The following is a 21,800-nucleotide window of genomic DNA, read 5'->3' as shown; positions in this document are numbered from 1 at the left end:
GGGCCGCGGACGGATCGGCCCTCCGGTTGACCCCGGCACACATCACGCTTCCCTACTCTGGGTTACGTGCAGCGCCTCTATGACTTCCTCCGCAGGCACCCGATGTGGGTCGACACCTTCTGGGCCGTCGCCCTGTTCGGGCTCTCGTGCGTGAGCGTGACCAACGTCAGCGGGGCGCCGGACCACCACATGCCCCTCGTCGCCGGGCTGGCCGTCTCCGCCGTCCTGTGCGTGGTCGTCGCGCTGCGCCGTCGCTTCCCGGAGCCGATGCTGCTGCTGGCCGCCGCGTGCGGCCTCGCCCAGCTCGTCCTGGACGTCGAGATGACCGCCGCCGACTTCGCCATGCTGGTGATCACCTACACGGTCGCCACTGTCGGTGCCCGCTGGGCCTCCCGGTTCGCCCTGGCGATCAGCCTGAGCGCGGCTACCCTGGCGCAGATCCGCTGGCCGGCCGAGGAGTCGGGCGCCCTCGGCCGTATCGCGGTCGTGGTGTTCCAGACGGTGCCGTTCGCCCTCGCCTGGGTGCTCGGTGACTCCATGCGCACCCGCCGCGCCTACTTCGCGCAGCTCGAGGAGCGCGCCACGCGCCTGGAGAAGGAACGCGAGGCGCAGGCCAAGGTCGCGGTCGCCGCCGAGCGCGCCCGGATCGCGCGCGAGCTGCACGACGTGGTCGCGCACAACGTGTCGGTGATGGTGGTGCAGGCCGACGGCGCCGCCTACGTCCTCGACGCCGCGCCCGACCAGGCGAAGAAGGCCCTGGAGACGATCTCCTCCACCGGCCGTCAGGCCCTCGCCGAGATGCGCCGCCTGCTGGGCGTGCTGCGCACCGGCGAGCACAAGGAGAGCGGCGAGTACGTCCCGCAGCCCGACGTCGAGCAGATCGACGACCTCGTCGAACAGTGCCGCAGCTCCGGTCTGCCCGTCGACTTCAAGGTGGAGGGAACCCCGCGTCCGCTGCCCAGCGGCGTCGAGCTCACCGCGTACCGCATCGTGCAGGAGGCGCTCACCAACACCCGCAAGCACGGCGGCCCCAACGCGGGCGCGAGCGTGCGGCTGGTCTACTTCGACGACGGGCTCGGCCTGCTCGTCGAGGACGACGGCAAGGGCGCCCCGCACGAGCTGTACGAGGAGGGCGGCGCCGACGGCCAGGGCCACGGTCTGATCGGCATGCGGGAGCGGGTCGGTATGGTCGGCGGCACCCTGGACGCGGGCCCGCGTCCCGGTGGAGGCTTCCGCATCAGTGCCCTGCTGCCCCTCAAACCGGCGCACTGACGCCGCCGCACGCCCCTCGTTGACACCTGTCACATCCCCGCACGCCCCTGCTGACTCACGGAAGAGGCCCCGATGACGATCCGCGTGATGCTCGTCGACGACCAGGTGCTGCTGCGCACCGGGTTCCGGATGGTGCTCGCCGCCCAGCCGGACATGGAGGTCGTCGCGGAGGCGGGTGACGGCGTCGAGGCCCTGCAGGTGCTGCGCTCCACCGCGGTGGACGTGATCCTCATGGACGTACGCATGCCGAAGCTGGACGGTGTGGAGACCACGCGCCGGATCTGCTCCGAGCCCGACCCGCCGAAGGTGCTGATACTGACCACCTTCGACCTCGACGAGTACGCCTTCTCCGGGCTGAAGGCGGGCGCCTCCGGCTTCATGCTCAAGGACGTGCCGCCCGGTGACCTGCTGGCCGCCATCCGCTCCGTGCACAGCGGCGACGCCGTCGTGGCGCCGTCGACCACCCGCCGGCTGCTGGACCGCTTCGCGCCCATGCTGCCCTCCGCCGGCAAGGAGCCGCAGCACCGGGAGCTGGAGCGGCTCACCGACCGTGAGCGGGAGGTCATGGTGCTGGTCGCCCAGGGCCTGTCCAACGGCGAGATCGCCGCCCGTCTGGTGCTGTCCGAGGCGACCGTGAAGACCCACGTGGGCCGCATCCTGACCAAACTGGGCCTCAGGGACCGGGTGCAGGTCGTGGTCCTGGCCTACGAGACGGGGCTCGTACGGGCCGGCGGGCACGGCTGACCGCCCGCGCGGACGGCGGCCGCGTCGGTAGGGTCCCGGCATGCTCCTGTGGATCAACGGGCCCTTCGGCGGCGGCAAGACGCAAACCGCGCACGAGATACGGCGCCGCCTTCCCGGCAGCGTCGTCTGCGACCCCGAGCACGTCGGCTTCGGCCTGCACCGCATGCTGCCGCCGGACCTGCGTGGAGACTTCCAGGACCTGACCTCCTGGCGGCGGGGCGTCGTCGAGGTCCTCCATCTCGCCCTCACCGGGCACGACGGCGTGGTCATCGCCCCCATGACGGTCACCGACTCCGGCCACTTCGCCGAGACCGTCGGCCGCCTGCGTGAACTAGGCCACGACGTCCGGCACTTCACGCTGCTCGCCGAACGCGAGACCGTGCTCGAACGGCTGCGGGAGCGCGGTTTCGGCCATCTCCTGCGGCTCGCCGGCGGGAAGAACGCCGGGCTGGGCAGGGAGACCTGGGCGGTGAGCCGACTCGACGACTGCCTGGAGCGGCTGCGCGAGCCGGAGTTCGCCGAGCACCTGTGGACGGACCACACCACCGTGCCGAGGACGGCGGACCGCATCGCCGTCCTGGCCGGGCTCCGGCTGCGCCCCAACCACGAGGGCCCGCTGCGCACCCGGATGAGGCAGGTGGGCGTGGGCCTGCGGCACATCCGGTTCGACTGATTCGACTGAGCGGCCGCCCTCCGCCCCGCTGCCCCTGGCTACCTCCCCTCCGGCAGTCGGGCCACGAAGTCCGCGACCGCCGCCTTCACATCGGCCGCCGTCCACTCCAGGCCCTCGGAGCCCACGGTGACCTCGGTGAAGCCCAGCCCCGGCCCGCCGCGCATCCAGCCGATGGGGAACAGCAGCGTCCCCGTCTCCTCGGCCTGCCGCACCGCCGCCTCCGCCGGCCCGTCCGGGTCGTACGGCAGCCACACCTGGAACTGGTGCGTGTGCGGCTCCTCGGGATGCACCCGGACCCAGGGCACCCCGGCCGCGGCGAACCCCTCGCGCATCGCGGCGGCCACCACGCGCGCGTGCCGCACGTACTCCGGCAGCCGGGGCAACTCCCGCTCCAGCCCGACCAGTGCCGCCAGCGCCGTGGGGAACTGCTCGAAGACCATGCCGCCGTACCGGTGCCGCCAGCTCTTCGCCTCCTCCACCAGCGTCTTCGGCCCGGCCAGCGCGGCGCCGCCGAACCCGTCGAGCGACTTGTAGAACGACACGTAGACGCTGTCCGCCAGGCCCGCGATCTCGTCCAGGGGACGCCCGAAGTGGACGGTGGTCTCCCACAGGCGCGCGCCGTCGAAGTGCACCACCGCGTCACGCTCCCGGGCCGCCGCCACGACCTCGGTGAGCTCCTCCCAGGTGGGCAGCACGAAACCGGCGTCCCTGAGGGGCAGCTCCAGCATCAGGGCGCCGAAGGGCTCCTCGAAGTCGCGAATCTCCGCGGCCGTGGGAAGCCGGGGCTCGTCGGTCACCCGGACCGTGCGCAACCCGCTGACCTCGCTGAAGGCGTTCCGCTCGTGCACCTCGGGGTGGGCCAGCGGGTGCAGGGCGACGGTGGGGTTGCCGGTACGGCCCGCCCAGCAGCGCAAGGCCACCTGCTGGGCCATCGTCCCGGTGGGGAAGAACGCGGCGGCCTCGGTGCCCAGGAGCGCGGCGACCCGGTCCTCCAGGGCGGACACGACCCCGTCGCCGTACATGTCGGGCCACTCGTCCAGGTCGTACACCTCGGGCGCGGCCTCCCGCAGCCGCGCCAGACGCTCCCCGATCGTGGTCCGGAAGCCCCCGCGCGCCAGCACGCGCGGGTCCTGCCGGAACACGGCGGAGCGCCGCTCCCGCAACCGCTCCTGCGCCGACTCGGCGCCGTCCTGCTCCGTCTCCGTGCCTTGCTGCGCGCCCTGCTCCGCCGTATCGCTCATGTCCCGGATCATGGCGTGCCCCGAACCGCCCGGGCACCCGATTTACCGGTCCCGGGGAACGTGCGGAAGCCCACAGCCTGTGGACAACGGACCGGCCCCAGACCCGATAGCGTTAACATGACGAGAAATCGTCCGGTACCCAGAGCGGACTGGAACGGGAAGGCCGCCGTCGCGTGAGTACAGTCCACCAGCAAGACTCCAAGGACCGCCCCGCGCGGCTCACCGTCGGTGTCGTCGGCGCCGGCCGCGTGGGTCCCGCGCTCGCCGCGTCCCTCCAACTCGCCGGGCACCGCCCGGTCGCCGTCTCCGCCGTCTCCGACACCTCCAGGCGGCGGGCCGCGCAACTGCTGCCCGACGTGCCCGTGGTGCCGCCGGCCGAGGTGCTCCAGCGCGCCGACCTGGTCCTGCTGACCGTCCCGGACGACACCCTGCCGGGCCTCGTCACGGGTCTCGCCGAGACCGGCGCCGTACGCCCGGGACAACTGCTCGTGCACACCTCCGGGCGGTACGGCGCCAAGGTGCTGGACCCCGCCCTGCGCGCGGGCGCCCTGCCGCTGGCCCTGCACCCCGCGATGACGTTCACCGGCACCTCCGTCGACGTCCAGCGGCTCGCCGGCTGCTCCTTCGGCGTCACCGCCCCCGAGGAGCTGCGCCTCGCCGCCGAGGCCCTCGTCATCGAGATGGGCGGCGAACCCGAGTGGATCGCCGAGGAGAACCGGGCGCTCTACCACACCGCCCTCGCCCTGGGCGCCAACCACCTGGTCACCCTGGTCGCCCAGTCCATGGAGCTGCTGCGCACGGCCGGTGTCGAGGCCCCCGACCGGATGCTGGGCCCGCTGCTCGGCGCCGCCCTGGACAACGCCCTGCGCTCCGGTGACGCGGCGCTGACCGGGCCGGTCGCGCGCGGCGACGCGGGCACAGTCGCCGCGCATGTCGCGGAACTGCGCGCGCACGCCCCGCAGACCGTCGCCGGCTACCTGGCGATGGCCCGCGCCACCGCCGACCGCGCGCTCGCCCACGGCCTGCTGAAGCCGGAACTCGCCGAGGACCTCCTCGGGGTACTCGCGGACGGAGCCGCCGGGGCCGCGGGGTCCGGCGGAGCCGACGGCAGCGAGGGAGACGCCCGATGACCCGGTCCGGGACCGACACCGCGAAGCAGGGCCGCCCGGCGACGTGCGCGCCCGGGAACGGAGAGCCGCGATGACCACCGCCCTGCTGAGCACCGCCGACGAGCTGCACGCGCGTGTGCGCCGGGGCCGCCGTGCCGTCGTGATGACCATGGGCGCCCTGCACGAGGGTCACGCGACGCTGATCCGCACCGCGCGGGACATCGCCGGGCCGGACGGCGAGGTCGTCGTCACCGTCTTCGTCAACCCGCTGCAGTTCGGCGCCGGCGAGGACCTCGACCGCTACCCGCGCACCCTCGACGCCGACCTGAAACTCGCCGAGCAGTCCGGCGCGGACGCCGTGTTCGCCCCCTCCGTGGACGAGGTCTACCCGGGCGGCGAACCCCAGGTGCGTATCAGCGCGGGCCCCATGGGCGAGCGCCTGGAGGGCGGCTCCCGCCCCGGGCACTTCGACGGCATGCTCACCGTCGTCGCCAAGCTGCTGCACCTCACCCGCCCCGACGTCGCCCTGTACGGCCAGAAGGACGCCCAGCAGCTCGCCCTGATCCGCCGCATGGTGCGGGACCTCGACTTCGGTGTGGAGATCGTCGGCGTACCGACGGTGCGGGAGGAGGACGGCCTGGCCCTGTCCAGCCGCAACCGCTACCTCTCGCCCCAGGAACGGCGCACGGCCCTCGCCCTGTCCCAGGCCCTGTTCGCGGGCCGGGACCGGCACGCCGCACAGGAGGCGCTGCGCGCGCGTGCCATAGAGGTGCCCGCCACGCACGCCCGCGCGGAGGCGCTCAGCGCCATAGGGGAGTCCCGCGCGGCGGCCGACGCGCACGCCGTCGCCAAGGCGGCCCCCGGCGGTCCGGCGGCCGTCCGCGCGGCGGCCCGGCTGGTCCTCGACGAGGCCGCCCGCCTCGACCCGCCGCTCGAACTGGACTACCTCGCGCTGGTCGACCCGTCCGACTTCACCGAGGTGGGCGACGACTTCACCGGCGAGGCCGTCCTCGCGGTCGCCGCCCGGGTCGGGACGACCCGGCTGATCGACAACATCCCGCTCACCTTCGGAACCCTCGGAGCCGCCTCGTGACCAGCACAGGCACCAGCACAGGCATACGACTGCACGCGCCCGCCCCCGGGTGGTCCATCTCCGCGGACGTCGTGGTCGTCGGCTCCGGAGTGGCCGGCCTCACGGCGGCCCTGCGTTGCGAGGCGGCGGGCCTGACGACGGTCGTTGTCACCAAGGCCCGCCTCGACGACGGCTCCACCCGCTGGGCCCAGGGCGGCATCGCCGCGGCCCTCGGCGAGGGCGACACCCCGGAACAGCACCTGGACGACACCCTGGTGGCGGGCGCGGGCCTGTGCGACGAGGAGGCCGTACGGATCCTCGTCACCGAGGGCCCGGACGCGGTACGGCGGCTGATCTCCACCGGCGCCCACTTCGACACCGACGACGAGGGCGACATCCACCTCACCCGCGAGGGCGGCCACCACCGGCGCCGGATCGCGCACGCGGGCGGCGACGCCACCGGCGCGGAGGTCTCCCGGGCGCTCGTGGAGGCCGTGCACGCGCGCGGGGTGCGCACGATCGAGAACGCGCTCGTGCTGGACCTGCTGACCGACGCCGAGGGCCGTACGGCCGGTGTCACCCTGCACGTGATGGGCGAGGGCCAGCACGACGGCGTGGGCGCCGTGCACGCCCCCGCCGTGGTCCTGGCGACCGGTGGCATGGGCCAGGTGTTCTCGGCGACCACCAACCCGTCGGTGTCCACCGGCGACGGCGTGGCGCTGGCGCTGCGCGCCGGTGCGGAGGTCTCCGACCTGGAGTTCGTGCAGTTCCACCCGACCGTGCTGTTCCTCGGCGCGGAGGCGGAGGGGCAGCAGCCGCTGGTCTCCGAGGCGGTGCGCGGCGAGGGCGCCCACCTGGTCGACGGCGACGGGGTGCGCTTCATGGTCGGGCAGCACGAGCTGGCCGAGCTGGCGCCCCGGGACATCGTCGCCAAGGGCATCCTGCGGCGGATGATCGAGCTGGGTGCCGAGCACATGTACCTCGACGCCCGGCACTTCGGTGCCGACATGTGGGAGCACCGCTTCCCGACGATCCTGGCCGCCTGCCGCGCGAACGGCATCGACCCGGTCACCGAGCCCATCCCGATCGCCCCGGCCGCCCACTACGCCTCCGGGGGCGTGCGCACCGACTCCCACGGCCGGACCACCGTGCCCGGCCTGTACGCGTGCGGCGAGGTCGCCTGCACCGGTGTGCACGGCGCCAACCGGCTCGCCTCCAACTCCCTCCTGGAGGGCCTGGTCTACGCCGAGCGCATCGCCGCCGACATCGCGGCCGGGCACGGCGCGGAGGGCCTCCACACGCGCGTGCCCGAGCCCGTTCCGGAGCCCGGGAAGCCGGCTCACCCGCTGCTCGCCGCCGAGGCCCGCTTCGCCATCCAGCGGATCATGACCGAGGGCGCGGGCGTACTGCGCTCCGAGGAGTCCCTCGCCAGGGCCGCCGACCAGCTGCAGCGGCTGCACTCCGAGGCCCGGGAGGCCCTCGACGAGAACGGCAAGACCGCCGAGCCCGGCGTCGACACCTGGGAGGCCACCAACCTCCTGTGCGTGGCCCGTGTCCTGGTCGCCGCCGCGCTGCTGCGCGAGGAGACCCGCGGCTGCCACTGGCGCGAGGACCGGGCCGACCGCGACGACGCGAACTGGCGCCGCCACATCGTCGTACGGCTGAATCCCGACCGGACGCTGGCCGTGGGCACCACGGACACCGCAGACTTCCCCCCGACCCGGCAGCACCCTTCCCAGGAGCAGTGACAGCAGTGAGTACCGACGACCTTCCCCTCGCCCCGTCCGGAGGCTGCGGCGACGGCTGCGCCTGCGGCGCGGACACGGACGAGGGATACGACGAATACGCGGAGTGCGGGCTCGACCCCGCGCTCGCACAGCTCCTGGCCGACGCGGGACTCGACCCCGTGGAGGTCGAGGACATCGCCAACGTGGCCATCCAGGAGGACCTCGCGCACGGCGTCGACGTGACGACGGTCGCGACCATCCCCGAGGACGCGGTGGCAACCGCCGACTTCACCGCCCGAGAGGCGGGTGTGGTGGCGGGCCTCAGAGTCGCCGAGGCCGTGGTCTCCGTGGTCTGCACGGACGAGTTCGAGGTCGAGCGGCACGTCGAGGACGGCGACCGGGTCGAGGCCGGGCAGAAGCTGCTGTCGGTCACCACGCGCACGCGTGACCTGCTGACCGCCGAGCGCAGCGCGCTGAACATCCTGTGCCGCCTGTCGGGCATCGCGACCGCCACGCGCGCGTGGGCCGACGTGCTGGAGGGCACCAAGGCGAAGGTGCGGGACACCCGCAAGACCACGCCGGGCCTCAGGGCGCTGGAGAAGTTCGCGGTGCGGTGCGGCGGGGGCGTCAACCACCGCATGTCGCTGTCGGACGCGGCGCTGGTGAAGGACAACCACGTCGTCGCCGCGGGCGGCATCGCGCAGGCCTTCAAGGCCGTACGGGAGGCGTTCCCCGACCTGGCGATCGAGGTCGAGGTCGACACCCTGCACCAGCTCCGGGAGGTCGTCGACGCGGGCGCCGACCTCATCCTCCTGGACAACTTCACGCCGATGGAGTGCGCGGAGGCCGTGGGGATCGTCGAGGGGCGGGCACTGCTGGAGGCGTCGGGCCGGCTCACCCTGGACAACGCGCGGGCGTACGCGGCCACCGGTGTCGACTTCCTCGCCGTGGGGGCCCTGACCCACTCCTCGCCGATCCTGGACATCGGCCTGGACCTGCGCGAGGCGGAGTAGGGCGATGCTCCTCACGATCGACGTCGGCAACACGCACACGGTTCTCGGTCTGTTCGACGGCGAGGACATCGTCGAGCACTGGCGGATCTCCACGGACGCGCGGCGCACCGCGGACGAGCTGGCGGTGCTGCTGCAGGGCCTGATGGGCATGCACCCGCTGCTCGGCGACGAGCTGGGTGACGGCATCGACGGGATCGCGATCTGCGCGACCGTGCCCTCGGTCCTGCACGAGCTGCGCGAGGTGACGCGGCGCTACTACGGCGACGTGCCCGCGGTGCTGGTGGAACCCGGGGTGAAGACGGGGGTGCCGATCCTCACCGACAACCCCAAGGAGGTCGGCGCCGACCGCATCATCAACGCGGTGGCCGCCGTCGAGCTGTACGGCGGGCCGGCGATCGTCGTGGACTTCGGTACGGCGACGACGTTCGACGCGGTGTCCGCGCGCGGGGAGTACGTCGGCGGGGTCATCGCCCCCGGCATCGAGATCTCGGTCGAGGCGCTCGGCGTCAAGGGCGCCCAGCTCCGCAAGATCGAGGTGGCCCGGCCGCGCAGCGTCATCGGCAAGAACACCGTCGAGGCGATGCAGGCGGGGATCGTGTACGGGTTCGCCGGCCAGGTCGACGGGGTCGTCAGCCGGATGGCCCGGGAACTGGCCGACGACCCGGACGAGGTGACCGTGATCGCGACGGGTGGGCTGGCGCCCATGGTCCTCGGTGAGTCCTCGGTCATCGATGAACACGAGCCGTGGCTGACGCTGGTGGGCCTGCGACTGGTGTACGAACGCAACGTGTCCCGCCTCTGACCCGGCCCGGCGGGGCCTACTTCCCCGCCCCCGCCGCCCGTAGCTTTCCCACCCCCCGGGGCTGCGCCCCCGAAGGCCTCCCCGGGGGCTGCGTCCCCCAGAGCTCCTGGGGCTTGGAGTCCGTCCCAGCCCTCTGCGGGGCTGCGCCCCGAGGCTCCGCGTGGGCTGCGCTCCCAGGGCTCCTGGGGGCTTGGAGTCCGTCCCAGGCCCCAGCGGGGCTGCGCCCCGAGGCTCCGCGTGGGCTGCGCTCCCAGGGCTCCTGGGGGCTTGGAGTCCGTCCCAGCTCCCTGCGGGGGCTGCGCCGACAGGTTTCGCGTGGGCTGCGTCCTACGCCCCCATCGGGGGCTCTGCCCCGGGTCCCCGCGGGCTGTGCCCCGGTCCCCTTCGGGGCGCGCCTGCAGGCTTCGTGTGGTCTGCGCGCCAGGCCTCATCTGGGGCTTCGCTCGGGCCCCCGCGGGCTGTATCCCCAGACCGCCATCCTGGGGGCTGCGCCCCGGGTCCCCGCGGGCTGTGCCCGCGTCCCCCAGTGGGCTGCGTCTCACCGGGCTCGGGACGGGCGCCCCGGCGTCGTGGTCGGAGGAGGCCGCGCCCCGGGCCCGGACGGGGCTGGCCCCTGAACCCCGGCCGGGTGGGCCCGGCGCTGAAGCCCGGTCAGGGCCCCCGCGTGGGTGGCTCGGTCGCGCCACACCAGCCTCTTCTGCCGGGTTTGTCTGATTAGCGCGTATCGTCGGCGTATGCCCACGCCATACGGATCCCGCGGCGGCATGGCGTTCGGTGTGGAGGAGCTGCGTGTGCTCCGCCGCGCTCTCGCCCTTGCCCTCCACCCCGGCCCCGCCTCGGCCGAGGACGTCCAGGACTGCCTCGGCCTTGCCGAGCAGTTCGACGAGGCGATGCGCGAGGGCGCCCGGCTGCGCGCCTTCCTCGTGGCCGACCTGGCCCGGTACCGCGCCGCGCTGCCCGGCACGGCCGCCGGCTACCTCGCGCTCCTGCGGGAGGCGCTGGACGCCGGACACCGCCCGCTGCCCGACGACCTGGCCGCGCTGGGGGCGCTGCGCGGGAACCCGGTGGCGGCCGCTCTGCTGGAGCGGATCTCGACGGTCGTCCCGGCCTGCCGTACGCCACTGCAGGCGCTCCCCGGCGGCCGGTCCGCGTCGGACGGCGGCGACGGCAGTGAGAAACCCGCCGAGGAGCCTGCCCGGAAGCCCGGGGAAAGGCCCACCCGCAGACCCGCGGAGCGACCGGCCGGAGAACCCGCCGAGCCCCGGCCGTCCCGGCCCATCCCGACCCCGGGCGAGGTCTTCCCGCGCCGCAAGCCGGCCCCGCCGTCCGAAGAGCCCTCCCAGCGGCTCGCCGCCGTCTGAGCGCACCCCTGCCGCTCCGGGCGAAGGGCCGTGGCTACTCTGGGGGCATGGACTACGTCTCCGCGCTCGTACCCCCGGTCGTCATGGCCATCTTCTTCATCGGTGTGGTCAGGGTGATCGTGAAGACCCAGGGCGGCGCCGCCAAGGCCAAGGAGGACGCGGCCGTCGACGCCGCACTCGCGTCCGCCGAGGGGGCCCGGCCGACCTCCGCGGGCACCGACGCCTGAGCGAGCCCCTCGAGCGGCGCGGCGACCCCGGCAAGGGGTACGCGCCCTTTTTGCCCATGTTCATCACAGAAAGTGCACGTTGGGCACGCCGTCGGCGGGATCTCCCACTATTGTCTGAGCTGTGCCTCGCCCATTGGGAGAACTCGAAGACGCGGTCATGACGCGGGTGTGGAAGTGGAACCGCCCGGTGACCGTTCGAGAAGTCCTGCAAGACCTTCAGCAGGAACGGTCCATCGCGTACACCACGGTCATGACCGTTTTGGACAATCTCCATCAGAAGGGCTGGGTACGCCGCGAGGCGGAAGGCCGGGCCTATCGATATGAGGCCGTCTCCACACGGGCCGCGTACGCCGCCGCCCTGATGAACGACGCCTGGTCGCAGAGCGACAACCCGGCCGCGGCTCTCGTGGCGTTCTTCGGGATGATGAGCGACGAACAGCGCCAGGCCCTCAGTGACGCCGTGCGCATCGTCCAGGGACCCGCGGATAGCGCCCCGGGGGATACCGGCCCCCATACCGGACCTCATACCGCCGCCCCTCATACCGCCCCCGATACCGACGGCGAGAACCCCGGCTCGGCACAGGAGCGCGGCGGGCGATAGCGTCCGCTCATGTCAGCAGAGCGCCCTGAAGTCACCGCAAAAGCCATCACCGTCCGGCGGGCGAGGACCAGCGATGTCCCGGTCGTGCGCCGCCTCCTCGACGCGTACGTCCGTGACCGCATCCTGCTCGACAAAGCGACCGTGACGCTTTACGAGGACATCCAGGAGTTCTGGGTCGCGGAACGCGACGACAACGCCGAGGTCGTCGGCTGCGGCGCACTGCACGTGATGTGGGAAGACCTCGCGGAAGTGCGCACTCTCGCCGTGAAGCCCGGTCTGAAGGGCGCCGGCGTCGGCCACCAGTTGCTGGAGAAGTTGCTTCACACCGCCCGCTGGCTCGGCGTTCGCCGCGTTTTCTGTCTGACCTTCGAAGTCGACTTCTTCGGGAAGCACGGCTTCGTGGAGATCGGGGAGACGCCCGTCGACACCGATGTCTACGCGGAGCTGTTGCGTTCCTATGACGAGGGCGTCGCGGAGTTCCTGGGTCTCGAACGAGTGAAACCGAACACCTTGGGCAACAGCAGGATGCTTCTGCATCTGTGATCATCGGCCATTGCCCGCGCGCCCTATGTCCGAAACGCGCATGTTTCCCGTCCGGGCGGGACCCCTGAGTCTCCGACAGGGGTTTGTGTTTTTCCGGCAAAAGCGGTTTGCTTTCCGACGTACTGCAGTACTGCATATAACAGGGGGCGGCGAAACGGCGGACGCCGCACACCCCGGCCCTAACGTTATCGATGAAAGGAAATCCGGTGGCACAGAAGGTTCAGGTCCTTCTTGTCGACGACCTCGACGGCGGCGAGGCGGACGAGACGGTGACGTTCGCGCTGGACGGCAAGACGTACGAGATCGATCTCACCACTTCCAATGCGGACAAGCTGCGTGGACTTCTCGAGCCCTATGTGAAGGGCGGTCGTCGTACCGGAGGCCGTTCCGCGGGTGGCCGCGGAAAGACCCGTGCCGCATCCGGCGGCAGCCAGGACACCGCGCAGATCCGCGCCTGGGCGAAGGAGAACGGCTACGAGGTCAACGACCGCGGCCGTGTTCCCGCGACCATCCGCGAGGCCTACGAGGAAGCCAACCGCTGAGCGCCCGCGCGCCGCAGCCGGACCCGGTGACAGTGCGTCGCCACCGTGTCCACCAGTCGTACGAGATCGGGGGCGTCCACACCGCGCCCCAGGGCCGCGAGCGTCGGCAGGGACGACTCGACCTCGCGTCCCGGCTCGGGGGGCCGCAACCACACGGCGGCCCCCCGCAAAGCAGCCTCCTGCGATCCCGCCCGGACGGCAGGGGCGCCGGAGCGGGCCGTGGGAAGCGGCCGAGCCCCGGTGGAGGCCGGCTCGAGGGGCGCGGGCGCCTCGATGCTCCCGTCCGCGCCGAGCGCCACCAGATCCAGGTCCAGCGCCCCCCACTCCAGCCACTCCAGCAGCCCCGGTAGCTCCTCCGCGCTGCCCGCGGCCACCAGCAGCCGCATCCGGTCGCCCCGCACGGCCACCGGAGAGTCCGGCGCCAGGCGCCCGAGCGCGGCCACGCCCGCCTCGACCGGCACGTCCAGAACGTCGAAGCGCAGGCCGGTGACAAGCCGTACCGGCGAGCCGGGCGCCGTAGGCCACCCCAGTTCCTTCTCGTACCAGTGCCGGATCCCGGCCTCCGGGTCGAGCGGTCGACGGGGGAGGGGGATCATGGGGACCACGGGGGCAGTGCCAACCATGACAAGAGCAACAGCCGAAACGGCTCCAAGTTACGCCCGGTGTCAAGGCGACTGCGCGCCGTGCCCGGAAAGGGGGCGCGCGGGAGGTGCGGGGGAACGCGAGGTTGTTCGCCCATAGCGGAGCGAACCGGTGCGCGCGGCATGGACTGTCAGTGGCTGCGGGTAAGACATCCCTAGTGGGAGGGGGCGACGCGCAGGACGGGGCTGTCTCACGTTCGCCATCGGCGTACTGGCGACAGGGGTAACTGCCTGGCCTGCGGGAACATCGTCTCGCACCATCAGGTTGGAGCAGATGTCGGCGTTCGGGGTCAGGAGGCCATCGACGGTGTCGGCAGTTGGAATGAGCGGTCCCCGCTTGCGGGACTAAGCTGCGGAAGGACAGGGAGGGGAAGTTCCCCCCACTGCCTGACCGCTCTGAGGAGCGATTAACGATGTTCGAGAGGTTCACCGACCGCGCGCGGCGGGTTGTCGTCCTGGCTCAGGAAGAAGCCCGGATGCTCAACCACAACTACATCGGCACCGAGCACATCCTCCTGGGCCTGATCCATGAGGGTGAGGGTGTCGCCGCCAAGGCCCTTGAGAGCCTCGGGATTTCGCTCGAGGCGGTCCGCCAGCAGGTGGAGGAGATCATCGGGCAGGGCCAGCAGGCCCCGTCCGGGCACATCCCCTTCACCCCCCGTGCCAAGAAGGTCCTGGAGCTGTCGCTCCGCGAGGCCCTTCAGCTGGGCCACAACTACATCGGCACGGAGCACATCCTGCTCGGCCTGATCCGCGAGGGTGAGGGCGTCGCCGCCCAGGTCCTCGTCAAGCTGGGCGCAGATCTCAACCGGGTGCGGCAGCAGGTCATCCAGCTGCTCTCCGGCTACCAGGGCAAGGAGACCGCCACCGCCGGCGGCCCTGCCGAGGGCACGCCCTCGACGTCCCTGGTCCTCGACCAGTTCGGCCGGAACCTCACCCAGGCCGCTCGTGAGTCCAAGCTCGACCCGGTCATCGGGCGCGAGAAGGAGATCGAGCGGGTCATGCAGGTGCTGTCCCGCCGTACCAAGAACAACCCGGTCCTGATCGGTGAGCCCGGCGTCGGCAAGACCGCCGTCGTCGAGGGCCTCGCCCAGGCCATCGTCAAGGGCGAGGTGCCCGAGACCCTCAAGGACAAGCACCTCTACACCCTGGACCTCGGCGCGCTGGTCGCCGGCTCCCGCTACCGCGGTGACTTCGAGGAGCGCCTGAAGAAGGTGCTGAAGGAGATCCGCACCCGCGGCGACATCATCCTGTTCATCGACGAGCTGCACACGCTGGTCGGTGCGGGCGCCGCCGAGGGCGCGATCGACGCCGCCTCGATCCTGAAGCCGATGCTGGCCCGCGGTGAGCTCCAGACCATCGGTGCGACCACGCTGGACGAGTACCGCAAGCACCTGGAGAAGGACGCGGCCCTCGAGCGCCGCTTCCAGCCCATCCAGGTCGCCGAGCCGTCCCTGCCGCACACGATCGAGATCCTCAAGGGTCTGCGCGACCGGTACGAGGCCCACCACCGGGTCTCCATCACGGACGAGGCGCTGGTCCAGGCCGCCACCCTGGCCGACCGCTACATCTCGGACCGCTTCCTGCCCGACAAGGCGATCGACCTGATCGACGAGGCCGGCTCCCGGATGCGCATCCGCCGGATGACCGCGCCGCCGGACCTGCGCGAGTTCGACGAGAAGATCGCCGCCGTCCGCCGGGACAAGGAGTCCGCGATCGACTCGCAGGACTTCGAGAAGGCCGCCTCCCTCCGCGACAAGGAGAAGCAGCTCCTGGCCGCGAAGGCCAAGCGGGAGAAGGAGTGGAAGGCCGGCGACATGGACGTCGTCGCCGAGGTCGACGGCGAGCTGATTGCCGAGGTCCTCGCCACGGCCACCGGCATCCCGGTCTTCAAGCTCACGGAGGAGGAGTCCTCCCGCCTGCTGCGCATGGAGGAGGAGCTCCACAAGCGGGTCATCGGCCAGGACGACGCCGTCAAGGCGCTGTCCAAGGCGATCCGTCGTACCCGTGCCGGCCTGAAGGACCCCAAGCGCCCGGGTGGCTCGTTCATCTTCGCCGGCCCGTCCGGTGTCGGTAAGACCGAGCTGTCCAAGGCCCTCGCGGAGTTCCTCTTCGGCGACGAGGACGCGCTGATCTCCCTCGACATGTCGGAGTTCAGCGAGAAGCACACGGTGTCCCGGCTCTTCGGTTCGCCCCCCGGCTACGTGGGCTACGAAGAGGGCGGCCAGCTGACCGAGAAGGTCCGCCGCAAGCCGTTCTCCGTGGTCCTCTTCGACGAGGTCGAAAAGGCCCACCCGGACATCTTCAACAGCCTTCTGCAGATCCTGGAGGACGGTCGTCTGACCGACTCCCAGGGCCGGGTCGTGGACTTCAAGAACACGGTCATCATCATGACGACCAACCTCGGCACCCGGGACATCTCCAAGGGCTTCAACCTGGGCTTCGCGGCCTCGGGTGACACGAAGACCAACTACGAGCGCATGAAGAACAAGGTCTCGGACGAGCTCAAGCAGCACTTCCGCCCCGAGTTCCTCAACCGCGTCGACGACGTGGTGGTCTTCCCGCAGCTGACCCAGACCGACATCCTCCGGATCGTCGACCTGATGATCGGCAAGGTGGACGAGCGCCTCAAGGACCGGGACATGGGCATCGAGCTCTCCCAGTCCGCCAAGGAACTGCTGTCCAAGAAGGGCTACGACCCCGTGCTGGGCGCCCGGCCGCTGCGCCGCACCATCCAGCGCGAGATCGAGGACTCCCTGTCCGAGAAGATCCTCTTCGGCGAGCTGCGCCCCGGCCACATCGTGGTCGTGGACACCGAGGGCGAGGGCGAGACCAAGACCTTCACCTTCCGCGGCGAGGAGAAGTCGGCCCTCCCGGACGTCCCGCCGATCGAGCAGGCCGCGGGTGGGGCTGGGCCCAACCTGAGCAAGGAGTAGTCCTCGGGCGGATCGCCTGAACGCGAGGGGCCGGTGCTTTCGGGCACCGGCCCCTCTCGGTGTGTCCGGCCGCTTCGTCAGAGGGCGTACTTCGTCAGAGGGCGTAGGGACGGCTACGTGGAGCACGCACCTCGATGTCGGGGAAATCCGCCTCGTACGCGGTCAGGTCCAGGGCCACGCCGGGGTGCGTGGCGAGCTGGACGGTGCGCAGGTTCGGGCACAGGCGGGCCAACGGGGCGAGGTCCTCGTCCCCCTGTACGCCGGACACCCACAGGCTCTCGACGCCGGGCAGCTCAGGAGCCACGGCACAGCAGGCCGCCGCATACGCGGGGACGCTCAGGCGGTTGAGCGAGGGGTGTGCGGCGAGTTCGGACCAGTCCTCCGCTCCGAGCAGCTCGATTCCGCCGCGCAGGTCCAGATGCTCCAGTCCCGGCCAGCGGCTCAGACCTCGCAGACCCGCCGCGAGGTCTCCGACATCCAGGCCCAGCTCGGTCAGCGGTGCGGTGTGGGGCAGTTGTGACAGACCGCCGGGCAGCTCGCTCACCACCCTGAGAGTCCGCAGAGTGCTGAGCCGGCCGAGACCGGAGATCCGACCGACGCTGTACAGGTACAACTCGTGCAGACCGAGATCGGCCAGGGGGGAGAGGTCCCCCACCTCCGAGCAGTACATCAGGCTGACGCGCTCGAGGGAGCGGAGCGCGGTGAGCGGCCGTAGGTCGGTGAGCAGCGGGTTGTCCGTGAGGCCGATCCTGCGCACACCTTCCGGCAGCATCCCCATGATGTCCGTCAGCTCGTGCGCCCCCACGATCGTCAGCCGGGGCCGGCGTCCGAGCCGGGGCAGGGCGCGCAGGGCCTCGGGAGAGGACACGGTGACGAAGAGGTCGTGGGAGTCGACATGGGCCAGGACCTCGTCGGCGTACACGCCCTGGTCGAAACGGTCCCAGGCCCGCGTCAGCGTGATCCGTACCCGCAGCTCGGGATGTCCGGCATAGCGTGCCAGCAGCGGAACGGCCCCGTCCGTCCCCACCAGCGCGGCGGTGGCCGTCACCGCCTCGGCCTCCTCGGCCGTCAGACCCTCCGGTCCCGGCAGCAGCTCCAGCACCAGCGGGCCGGCTTCGGCCAGTTCCTTGGCTTCCTCCGCCGTCCGGGGCGGCAGCAGGGCGCGGGCCAGGTCCTCGACCCGCCGACGCACCACCGGATCCAGCTCGGTCGCATGCTCCAGACAGGCCATCGCCAGCAGATGGGCCCGCTTGTCGGGGAGCGAGGTCAGCAGTCCCAGCAGCTCGGCCCGTTCCCGGGGCCGGGCCTGGGCCACCGCCATCCGGATCACGTCCGCCCACTGGTCGTCGTCGGCATGCTCGGCGAGCAGACCGAGGTCGCCCGCCTCCACGGCCGCCCGGGCGCCGAGGTAGTCCTGGAAGGTGCGGTGGACGAAGTGGAGGGTGTCCGGGGTGGGCGTGAGCAGCAGGCCTGTGCGTATCAGGAAATGGTCCAGCACCGCCGCCGCGTCCCCCAGTGCCGACGCCGCGGGCACGGCCGGGAGGATCTCCGCGATGATGCTCTCCGCCCGGCCCCGGTCCATTTCCGTACGACCGTTGCGGATGAGCCAGTAGGCGAGGCGCTGGAGGAGCTGGAGCTGGGGCTCCTCGCTCAGATCCGGCACAGCCATGTCGCGCTCGCGGTCCCGGCGGGTCAGCAGCATGGAGAGGGCGGACTCGTACAACTCCTTGCGGCCGTGCGGCAGGTAACCGCGCCGGTCACGGTGCAGGGCGCAGATCAGGCCGCACATCAGCGGGTTGGTGGCCAGTCGGCCCAGGTCCGGTTTGGTGCGGACGGCGTCGAGGAGCTGAGTCTCGTAGGCGCCGAGCAGCGCGTCCTCGTCCGGGACGCCGGTGGCCGCCGCACGGTGCCAGCGCCTGATGAACGAGCCGACGCCCGCCGGGCTCATCGCGGAGAGGACCAGCTCCGTGAACCCGTCGTCGGCGAGCCAGTCGTCGCCGACGGCCGACGGACGGGAGGTGACGAGCCAGCGGTTGCCGGGGAACGCCTCCACGAGGCCGCGCAGCCATGCGCGGGCCCGCTTGCGCTCCGGCTCCGGGACCTCGTCGAGCCCGTCGACCAGTACGAGCCCGCGTCCGGCCGCCAGAACCCGGTACTCCCAGCCGTCGGGCTCCGCGCCGCTCAGCGGGCAGCCGGCGGCAGCGAGGAAGCGCTCCGGCGCCGGGAGGCGTTCGCCGTGCCGGGTGAGGGTGCGCAGGGGGAGGACGAACGGTACGCGGCCGGCGAGGTAGGCCATGCGGCCGGTCGGCTCGGTCGCGGCCGACACGGCGAGCCACTGGATCAGTGTGGTCTTTCCCGAACCCGCGACCCCGCGGAGCAGTACTTGCTCATGGCGGGCCAGTGCCTCGTCGGCAGGGGCCGTGACCGGGGAGGCAGGTGCGATTCCCATGGCCGGGGTGAGTGGTTCGTCGCCGCGCCTGACCGCCTCCAGGCTCAGATAGGCGGCCCCCAACGGCCAACGCCCCGGTGAATTGCTGAGGTCGATGCCGTAGATGGTGAGCTTGCTGTGCTTCTTCGCGACGTATTCCAGATACCGGATCTCGAATCCGATGTCCTGCGCCTGCGGACTGGGAACCCGGTCGAGCAATTCCCCCACACCGGACGCCGTCTCGGCCTGCGTGTGGCTCTGCTCCACCAGGGTGCGGGCTACGAACGTGGACCTGCGGGTGAAGAATTCCAGGATCTGGCCGCATGCCCCCTCGGTGGCGCCGTCCAGGAACCGGCTCGCGTCACCGGACAGCCCGTCGGCTTTCGGGGCGTGCTGCTTCAGATGCTGGGCCAACGCGTGGTCACCCAGCCGTACGGCCTGCACGTCGTCCATGTCCAGATCGCCGAGCGCGAGCAGGCGTCGGGCCAACGCGTCTGCCACGGCCGTCTGTTCGTCGGCGGGGAACGGAAGCTCCCCCGGGGACCGCACCGCCTGCGCCACGATCCGCTCGGCCAGCCGCTGGACATCCTTCTCGCCCAGGGTGCGCTTCTCACCCCGGAAGGACACCAGCGCGGACAGCCGCACCGGTTTGTCGACCAGTCCGGCGCCGGGCCCGTCCTGCACGAACAGCTTCTTCACCAACGGCCCGATCAGGCTGGAGGCCAGCTTGCTGCCCAGTACCGTCGGCTCCATCCGCCACCCCCGTGGTCGTACAACGGCAGAAGTACGGATGGAGCCTAGCCGGAAGGTTCAGTCCCGCGTCAGGACAACTGCCCGTCGTAGTCCGGCAGTTTGAACGTCTTCTCGGCGTGGCCGCCCGAGAGGTCGGTGGCGCTGTTGCCGATGTTCGCGATGATCGTGTAGCCCTTGTTCTCGATGTCGACCCGCTGGGCCGTCTTGTAGGCGGCGACGTCCTTGAACAGGTCGAACAGGCCACGGACGTAGAGCCCGGAGACGTCGTAGCCGTCGTGCTCGAGGTTGTACTCGGTGGGGGCCTTGATGATGCCCGGGCGGGCGGTGACGAAGAAGAGGGAGACGCCGTGCTCCTGGGCGTACTCGGCGACGTTCAGCACGGGCTTGTTGGCCGGGGACGGAAAGCTGAAGCCGAAGTCGCTCTCCAGCGTGGTGTTGTCGATGTCGAAGACGATCGCCTGCTTCTCACCCGGCTTGGCGGCGGCGATGCGCTGCTGCAGGTACGGCAGCGCCTGGTCCATCACCGCCTGGCAGTCCTTCTGCCAGGTCGCATAGTCCACCTTGGCGGCGGTGGTGCCCGCCGTCGCGGCGTCCGCCGGTGCGGCCATGGCGACAAAGGCGGCCGCGGTTACGGCGGTCGCGGAAACGCGCAGCGCCCAGGGGCGTCTTGTGCTCATCGGTGGGGGGTCCTCTCACTCCATACGCTGCCGATGTCGTGGGCATGATCGTGCGTGAGGGTGGCGCGAGGGGAACCGTAGGGTTACTGGAGGGTAGGCGTACAGAGGTGTGCGTCACACCTGGCTATGAATTCCGTCGATGGACTGCTGGGCCACCTGGGGCAAGTCCTCTTCACTCGGGAGGAGTTCGAGATCTGTTGGTGAAAGTGTCGAGTAATCGGTCACGGCCAGCGGGTTGTTGCTCGGCCCCGGGGAGCAACGGAACAGCGCAGCGGGTGGTTCCGGCTGCGCCGGTACGACCCCGAAGGGGTGGCCCGGCTCCGTGGCCGGTACGACCCCTCCGGGGCTTGCAGCTGTCAGGAGGGCTGCGCGGCGGGCGCTAAGGCGGGGGCCTGATGGACCTTGCTGGTCTCGCGGAGAGTCAGCAGGCCGGTGACCGCGATCAGCGCAGAGGTCAGGCCGTGGATGCCGAACGCGGCGGCGATGGAGCCGTGATGGGCCAAGACGTTGATCATGTCGCCGAACGGGGCGACGGCCTCCATCAGGAGAACCCAGCCCAGGGCGCGGCGGTGGCCTGTCACCAGCAGGATGCCGATGACCAGACCCATCGACAATTCGCGGGTGCCCTTCATGATGAGGAAGCCGTCGCCGTTGCCGGCGGGCCAGGTCGGTAGGCCAACGCCGTGAGTGGACGCCTCCGGGGCCAGGATGAAGGACAGCCCGAGGTAGAGGACGAACAGGGCGCAGGCGGTGGCAAGGACGGTGTTGACGTTCTTCAGCGACATGGTGCTTCTCCTTCGATCTTCGGCCTGGGACGGGTCAGGGCCCAGCGGCGTGCGTAGCCGGGGCGGCCGACGACGTGCAAGATGACGGGCCGCGTCGGCCTCACGACCCGGTGCGGATGAGTGGATGCCCAGGGGAGGGCACGGCTTCTGCGGCCGCCTCCCCTGGCTGCAGCTGCCTTGTCATACGTCGATCTGCTCGAAGATGTGCGGGTACGACACGATGTCGTCGGGGAACTCGGCCGCCATGCGCTGGAACTCCGGGCTGCCGAACGCCGTGGCGAGCGCCTCGGTCGACTCCCAGACCGCGACGTTCATCAGCAACTGGCTGTCCGCCGTCCCCTTGTGCATCCGCAGGGAGACGAATCCCGGCTGAGCCTTCATGAACTCGGCCTGCCGCCGGAAGAGAGGCAGGAACGACGCGTACCTCTCCTTCGGGACGACGAAGGTGTTGGCCAGGACGATGGGCCCGGTCTTCTCCTGGAACTGCGCGAACATCGGCGTGCGCGGGTCGAGACTCTGGAGCTTGGCCATTTCGGTACGTCCTCTCACTGTCGGTTGTCCGCTCAGAGGCATCGCGATTTAGCCAACACATGTAGGCAACGTATGTTGGCAACATGTGTTGGCAACGCGTGTTGGTAAACGTAGGGGTGTGA

At 71.3% G+C, this 21,800-nt stretch carries 20 protein-coding genes; 14 read left to right on the top strand and 6 right to left on the bottom strand.

Going from position 1 to position 21,800, the window contains the following annotated elements:
* Positions 1-66: 66 nt before the first annotated feature.
* The 3 genes from ACFYZQ_RS08685 to ACFYZQ_RS08675 all read left to right on the top strand — a co-directional run bounded on the left by ACFYZQ_RS08685 (position 67) and on the right by ACFYZQ_RS08675 (position 2,689).
* Positions 67-1,272: a sensor histidine kinase gene (locus ACFYZQ_RS08685; RefSeq protein ID WP_389143395.1), complete on the top strand. Its 1,206-nt coding sequence runs from the start codon at positions 67-69 to the stop codon at positions 1,270-1,272.
* A 72-nt stretch (positions 1,273-1,344) separates the two neighbouring features.
* Positions 1,345-2,016 carry a response regulator gene (locus ACFYZQ_RS08680; RefSeq protein WP_389143392.1) on the top strand — a complete coding sequence of 224 codons (672 nt, stop codon included), beginning with the start codon at positions 1,345-1,347 and terminating at the stop codon, positions 2,014-2,016.
* 40 nt (positions 2,017-2,056) lie between these two features.
* On the top strand, positions 2,057-2,689 hold the full coding sequence (locus ACFYZQ_RS08675; RefSeq protein ID WP_389143389.1) for an AAA family ATPase: 633 nt from the start codon (positions 2,057-2,059) through the stop codon (positions 2,687-2,689).
* Between the two features lie 38 nt (positions 2,690-2,727).
* On the opposite strand, the gene ACFYZQ_RS08670 is transcribed toward ACFYZQ_RS08675, so the two are convergent.
* Positions 2,728-3,930: a threonine aldolase family protein gene (locus ACFYZQ_RS08670; protein WP_389143386.1), complete on the bottom strand. Its 1,203-nt coding sequence runs from the start codon at positions 3,928-3,930 to the stop codon at positions 2,728-2,730.
* Between the two features lie 173 nt (positions 3,931-4,103).
* Here ACFYZQ_RS08670 and ACFYZQ_RS08665 point away from each other — a divergent pair, with 173 nt between their 5' ends.
* The 10 genes from ACFYZQ_RS08665 to ACFYZQ_RS08620 all read left to right on the top strand — a co-directional run bounded on the left by ACFYZQ_RS08665 (position 4,104) and on the right by ACFYZQ_RS08620 (position 12,927).
* The gene (locus ACFYZQ_RS08665; RefSeq protein ID WP_389143384.1) at positions 4,104-5,060 is read left to right on the top strand and encodes a Rossmann-like and DUF2520 domain-containing protein; all 957 of its coding nucleotides are present in this window, start codon (positions 4,104-4,106) and stop codon (positions 5,058-5,060) included.
* A 70-nt stretch (positions 5,061-5,130) separates the two neighbouring features.
* A complete protein-coding gene (panC, locus tag ACFYZQ_RS08660; RefSeq protein WP_389143381.1) occupies positions 5,131-6,132 on the top strand; it encodes a pantoate--beta-alanine ligase in 1,002 nt (333 codons plus the stop codon).
* Positions 6,129-7,859 (top strand): L-aspartate oxidase, encoded by a 1,731-nt coding sequence (locus tag ACFYZQ_RS08655; RefSeq protein WP_389143379.1) that lies wholly within the window; start codon positions 6,129-6,131, stop codon positions 7,857-7,859. Before panC ends, ACFYZQ_RS08655 begins: the two co-directional genes overlap by 4 nt.
* Before the next feature lie 5 nt (positions 7,860-7,864).
* Positions 7,865-8,851, top strand: a complete 987-nt coding sequence (gene nadC / locus ACFYZQ_RS08650; protein WP_389143376.1) for a carboxylating nicotinate-nucleotide diphosphorylase — start codon at positions 7,865-7,867, stop codon at positions 8,849-8,851.
* Between the two features lie 4 nt (positions 8,852-8,855).
* Complete coding sequence (locus ACFYZQ_RS08645; protein WP_388805261.1) at positions 8,856-9,653, top strand: type III pantothenate kinase; 798 nt, start codon at positions 8,856-8,858, stop codon at positions 9,651-9,653.
* A 734-nt stretch (positions 9,654-10,387) separates the two neighbouring features.
* Positions 10,388-11,014 carry a hypothetical protein gene (locus tag ACFYZQ_RS08640; protein ID WP_389143373.1) on the top strand — a complete coding sequence of 209 codons (627 nt, stop codon included), beginning with the start codon at positions 10,388-10,390 and terminating at the stop codon, positions 11,012-11,014.
* 47 nt (positions 11,015-11,061) lie between these two features.
* Positions 11,062-11,241, top strand: a complete 180-nt coding sequence (locus ACFYZQ_RS08635; protein ID WP_389143371.1) for a hypothetical protein — start codon at positions 11,062-11,064, stop codon at positions 11,239-11,241.
* Between the two features lie 157 nt (positions 11,242-11,398).
* A complete protein-coding gene (locus ACFYZQ_RS08630) occupies positions 11,399-11,842 on the top strand; it encodes a BlaI/MecI/CopY family transcriptional regulator (protein ID WP_389144698.1) in 444 nt (147 codons plus the stop codon).
* A gap of 9 nt (positions 11,843-11,851) precedes the next feature.
* Positions 11,852-12,385 (top strand): amino-acid N-acetyltransferase, encoded by a 534-nt coding sequence (locus ACFYZQ_RS08625; protein ID WP_388805269.1) that lies wholly within the window; start codon positions 11,852-11,854, stop codon positions 12,383-12,385.
* A 206-nt stretch (positions 12,386-12,591) separates the two neighbouring features.
* Positions 12,592-12,927, top strand: a complete 336-nt coding sequence (locus ACFYZQ_RS08620; RefSeq protein ID WP_389143369.1) for an Lsr2 family protein — start codon at positions 12,592-12,594, stop codon at positions 12,925-12,927.
* Here ACFYZQ_RS08620 and ACFYZQ_RS08615 read toward each other — a convergent pair.
* Complete coding sequence (locus ACFYZQ_RS08615) at positions 12,906-13,523, bottom strand: SCO3374 family protein (RefSeq protein ID WP_389143367.1); 618 nt, start codon at positions 13,521-13,523, stop codon at positions 12,906-12,908. The two genes, ACFYZQ_RS08620 and ACFYZQ_RS08615, sit on opposite strands and share 22 nt — an antisense overlap.
* A gap of 458 nt (positions 13,524-13,981) precedes the next feature.
* Here ACFYZQ_RS08615 and ACFYZQ_RS08610 point away from each other — a divergent pair, with 458 nt between their 5' ends.
* Positions 13,982-16,504: an ATP-dependent Clp protease ATP-binding subunit gene (locus tag ACFYZQ_RS08610; protein ID WP_388805277.1), complete on the top strand. Its 2,523-nt coding sequence runs from the start codon at positions 13,982-13,984 to the stop codon at positions 16,502-16,504.
* A 94-nt stretch (positions 16,505-16,598) separates the two neighbouring features.
* Here ACFYZQ_RS08610 and ACFYZQ_RS08605 read toward each other — a convergent pair whose 3' ends face one another.
* From ACFYZQ_RS08605 to ACFYZQ_RS08590, 4 genes are all read right to left on the bottom strand, one after another.
* A complete protein-coding gene (locus tag ACFYZQ_RS08605) occupies positions 16,599-19,685 on the bottom strand; it encodes an NACHT domain-containing protein (RefSeq protein WP_389143364.1) in 3,087 nt (1,028 codons plus the stop codon).
* A gap of 68 nt (positions 19,686-19,753) precedes the next feature.
* Positions 19,754-20,362: an HAD family acid phosphatase gene (locus ACFYZQ_RS08600; RefSeq protein WP_389143361.1), complete on the bottom strand. Its 609-nt coding sequence runs from the start codon at positions 20,360-20,362 to the stop codon at positions 19,754-19,756.
* A gap of 356 nt (positions 20,363-20,718) precedes the next feature.
* Entirely contained in the window at positions 20,719-21,147 is a 429-nt protein-coding gene (locus tag ACFYZQ_RS08595) for a DUF4267 domain-containing protein (RefSeq protein WP_389143358.1), read from the bottom strand.
* 180 nt (positions 21,148-21,327) lie between these two features.
* Positions 21,328-21,678 carry an antibiotic biosynthesis monooxygenase family protein gene (locus ACFYZQ_RS08590; protein WP_389143355.1) on the bottom strand — a complete coding sequence of 117 codons (351 nt, stop codon included), beginning with the start codon at positions 21,676-21,678 and terminating at the stop codon, positions 21,328-21,330.
* Positions 21,679-21,800: the final 122 nt, after the last annotated feature.

The organism is Streptomyces sp. NPDC001843, assembly GCF_042891955.1.
Taxonomy (GTDB): domain Bacteria; phylum Actinomycetota; class Actinomycetes; order Streptomycetales; family Streptomycetaceae; genus Streptomyces.
Note: the sequence above shows the minus strand (reverse complement) of the source record. Positions and strands in the feature narration are given on the sequence as shown.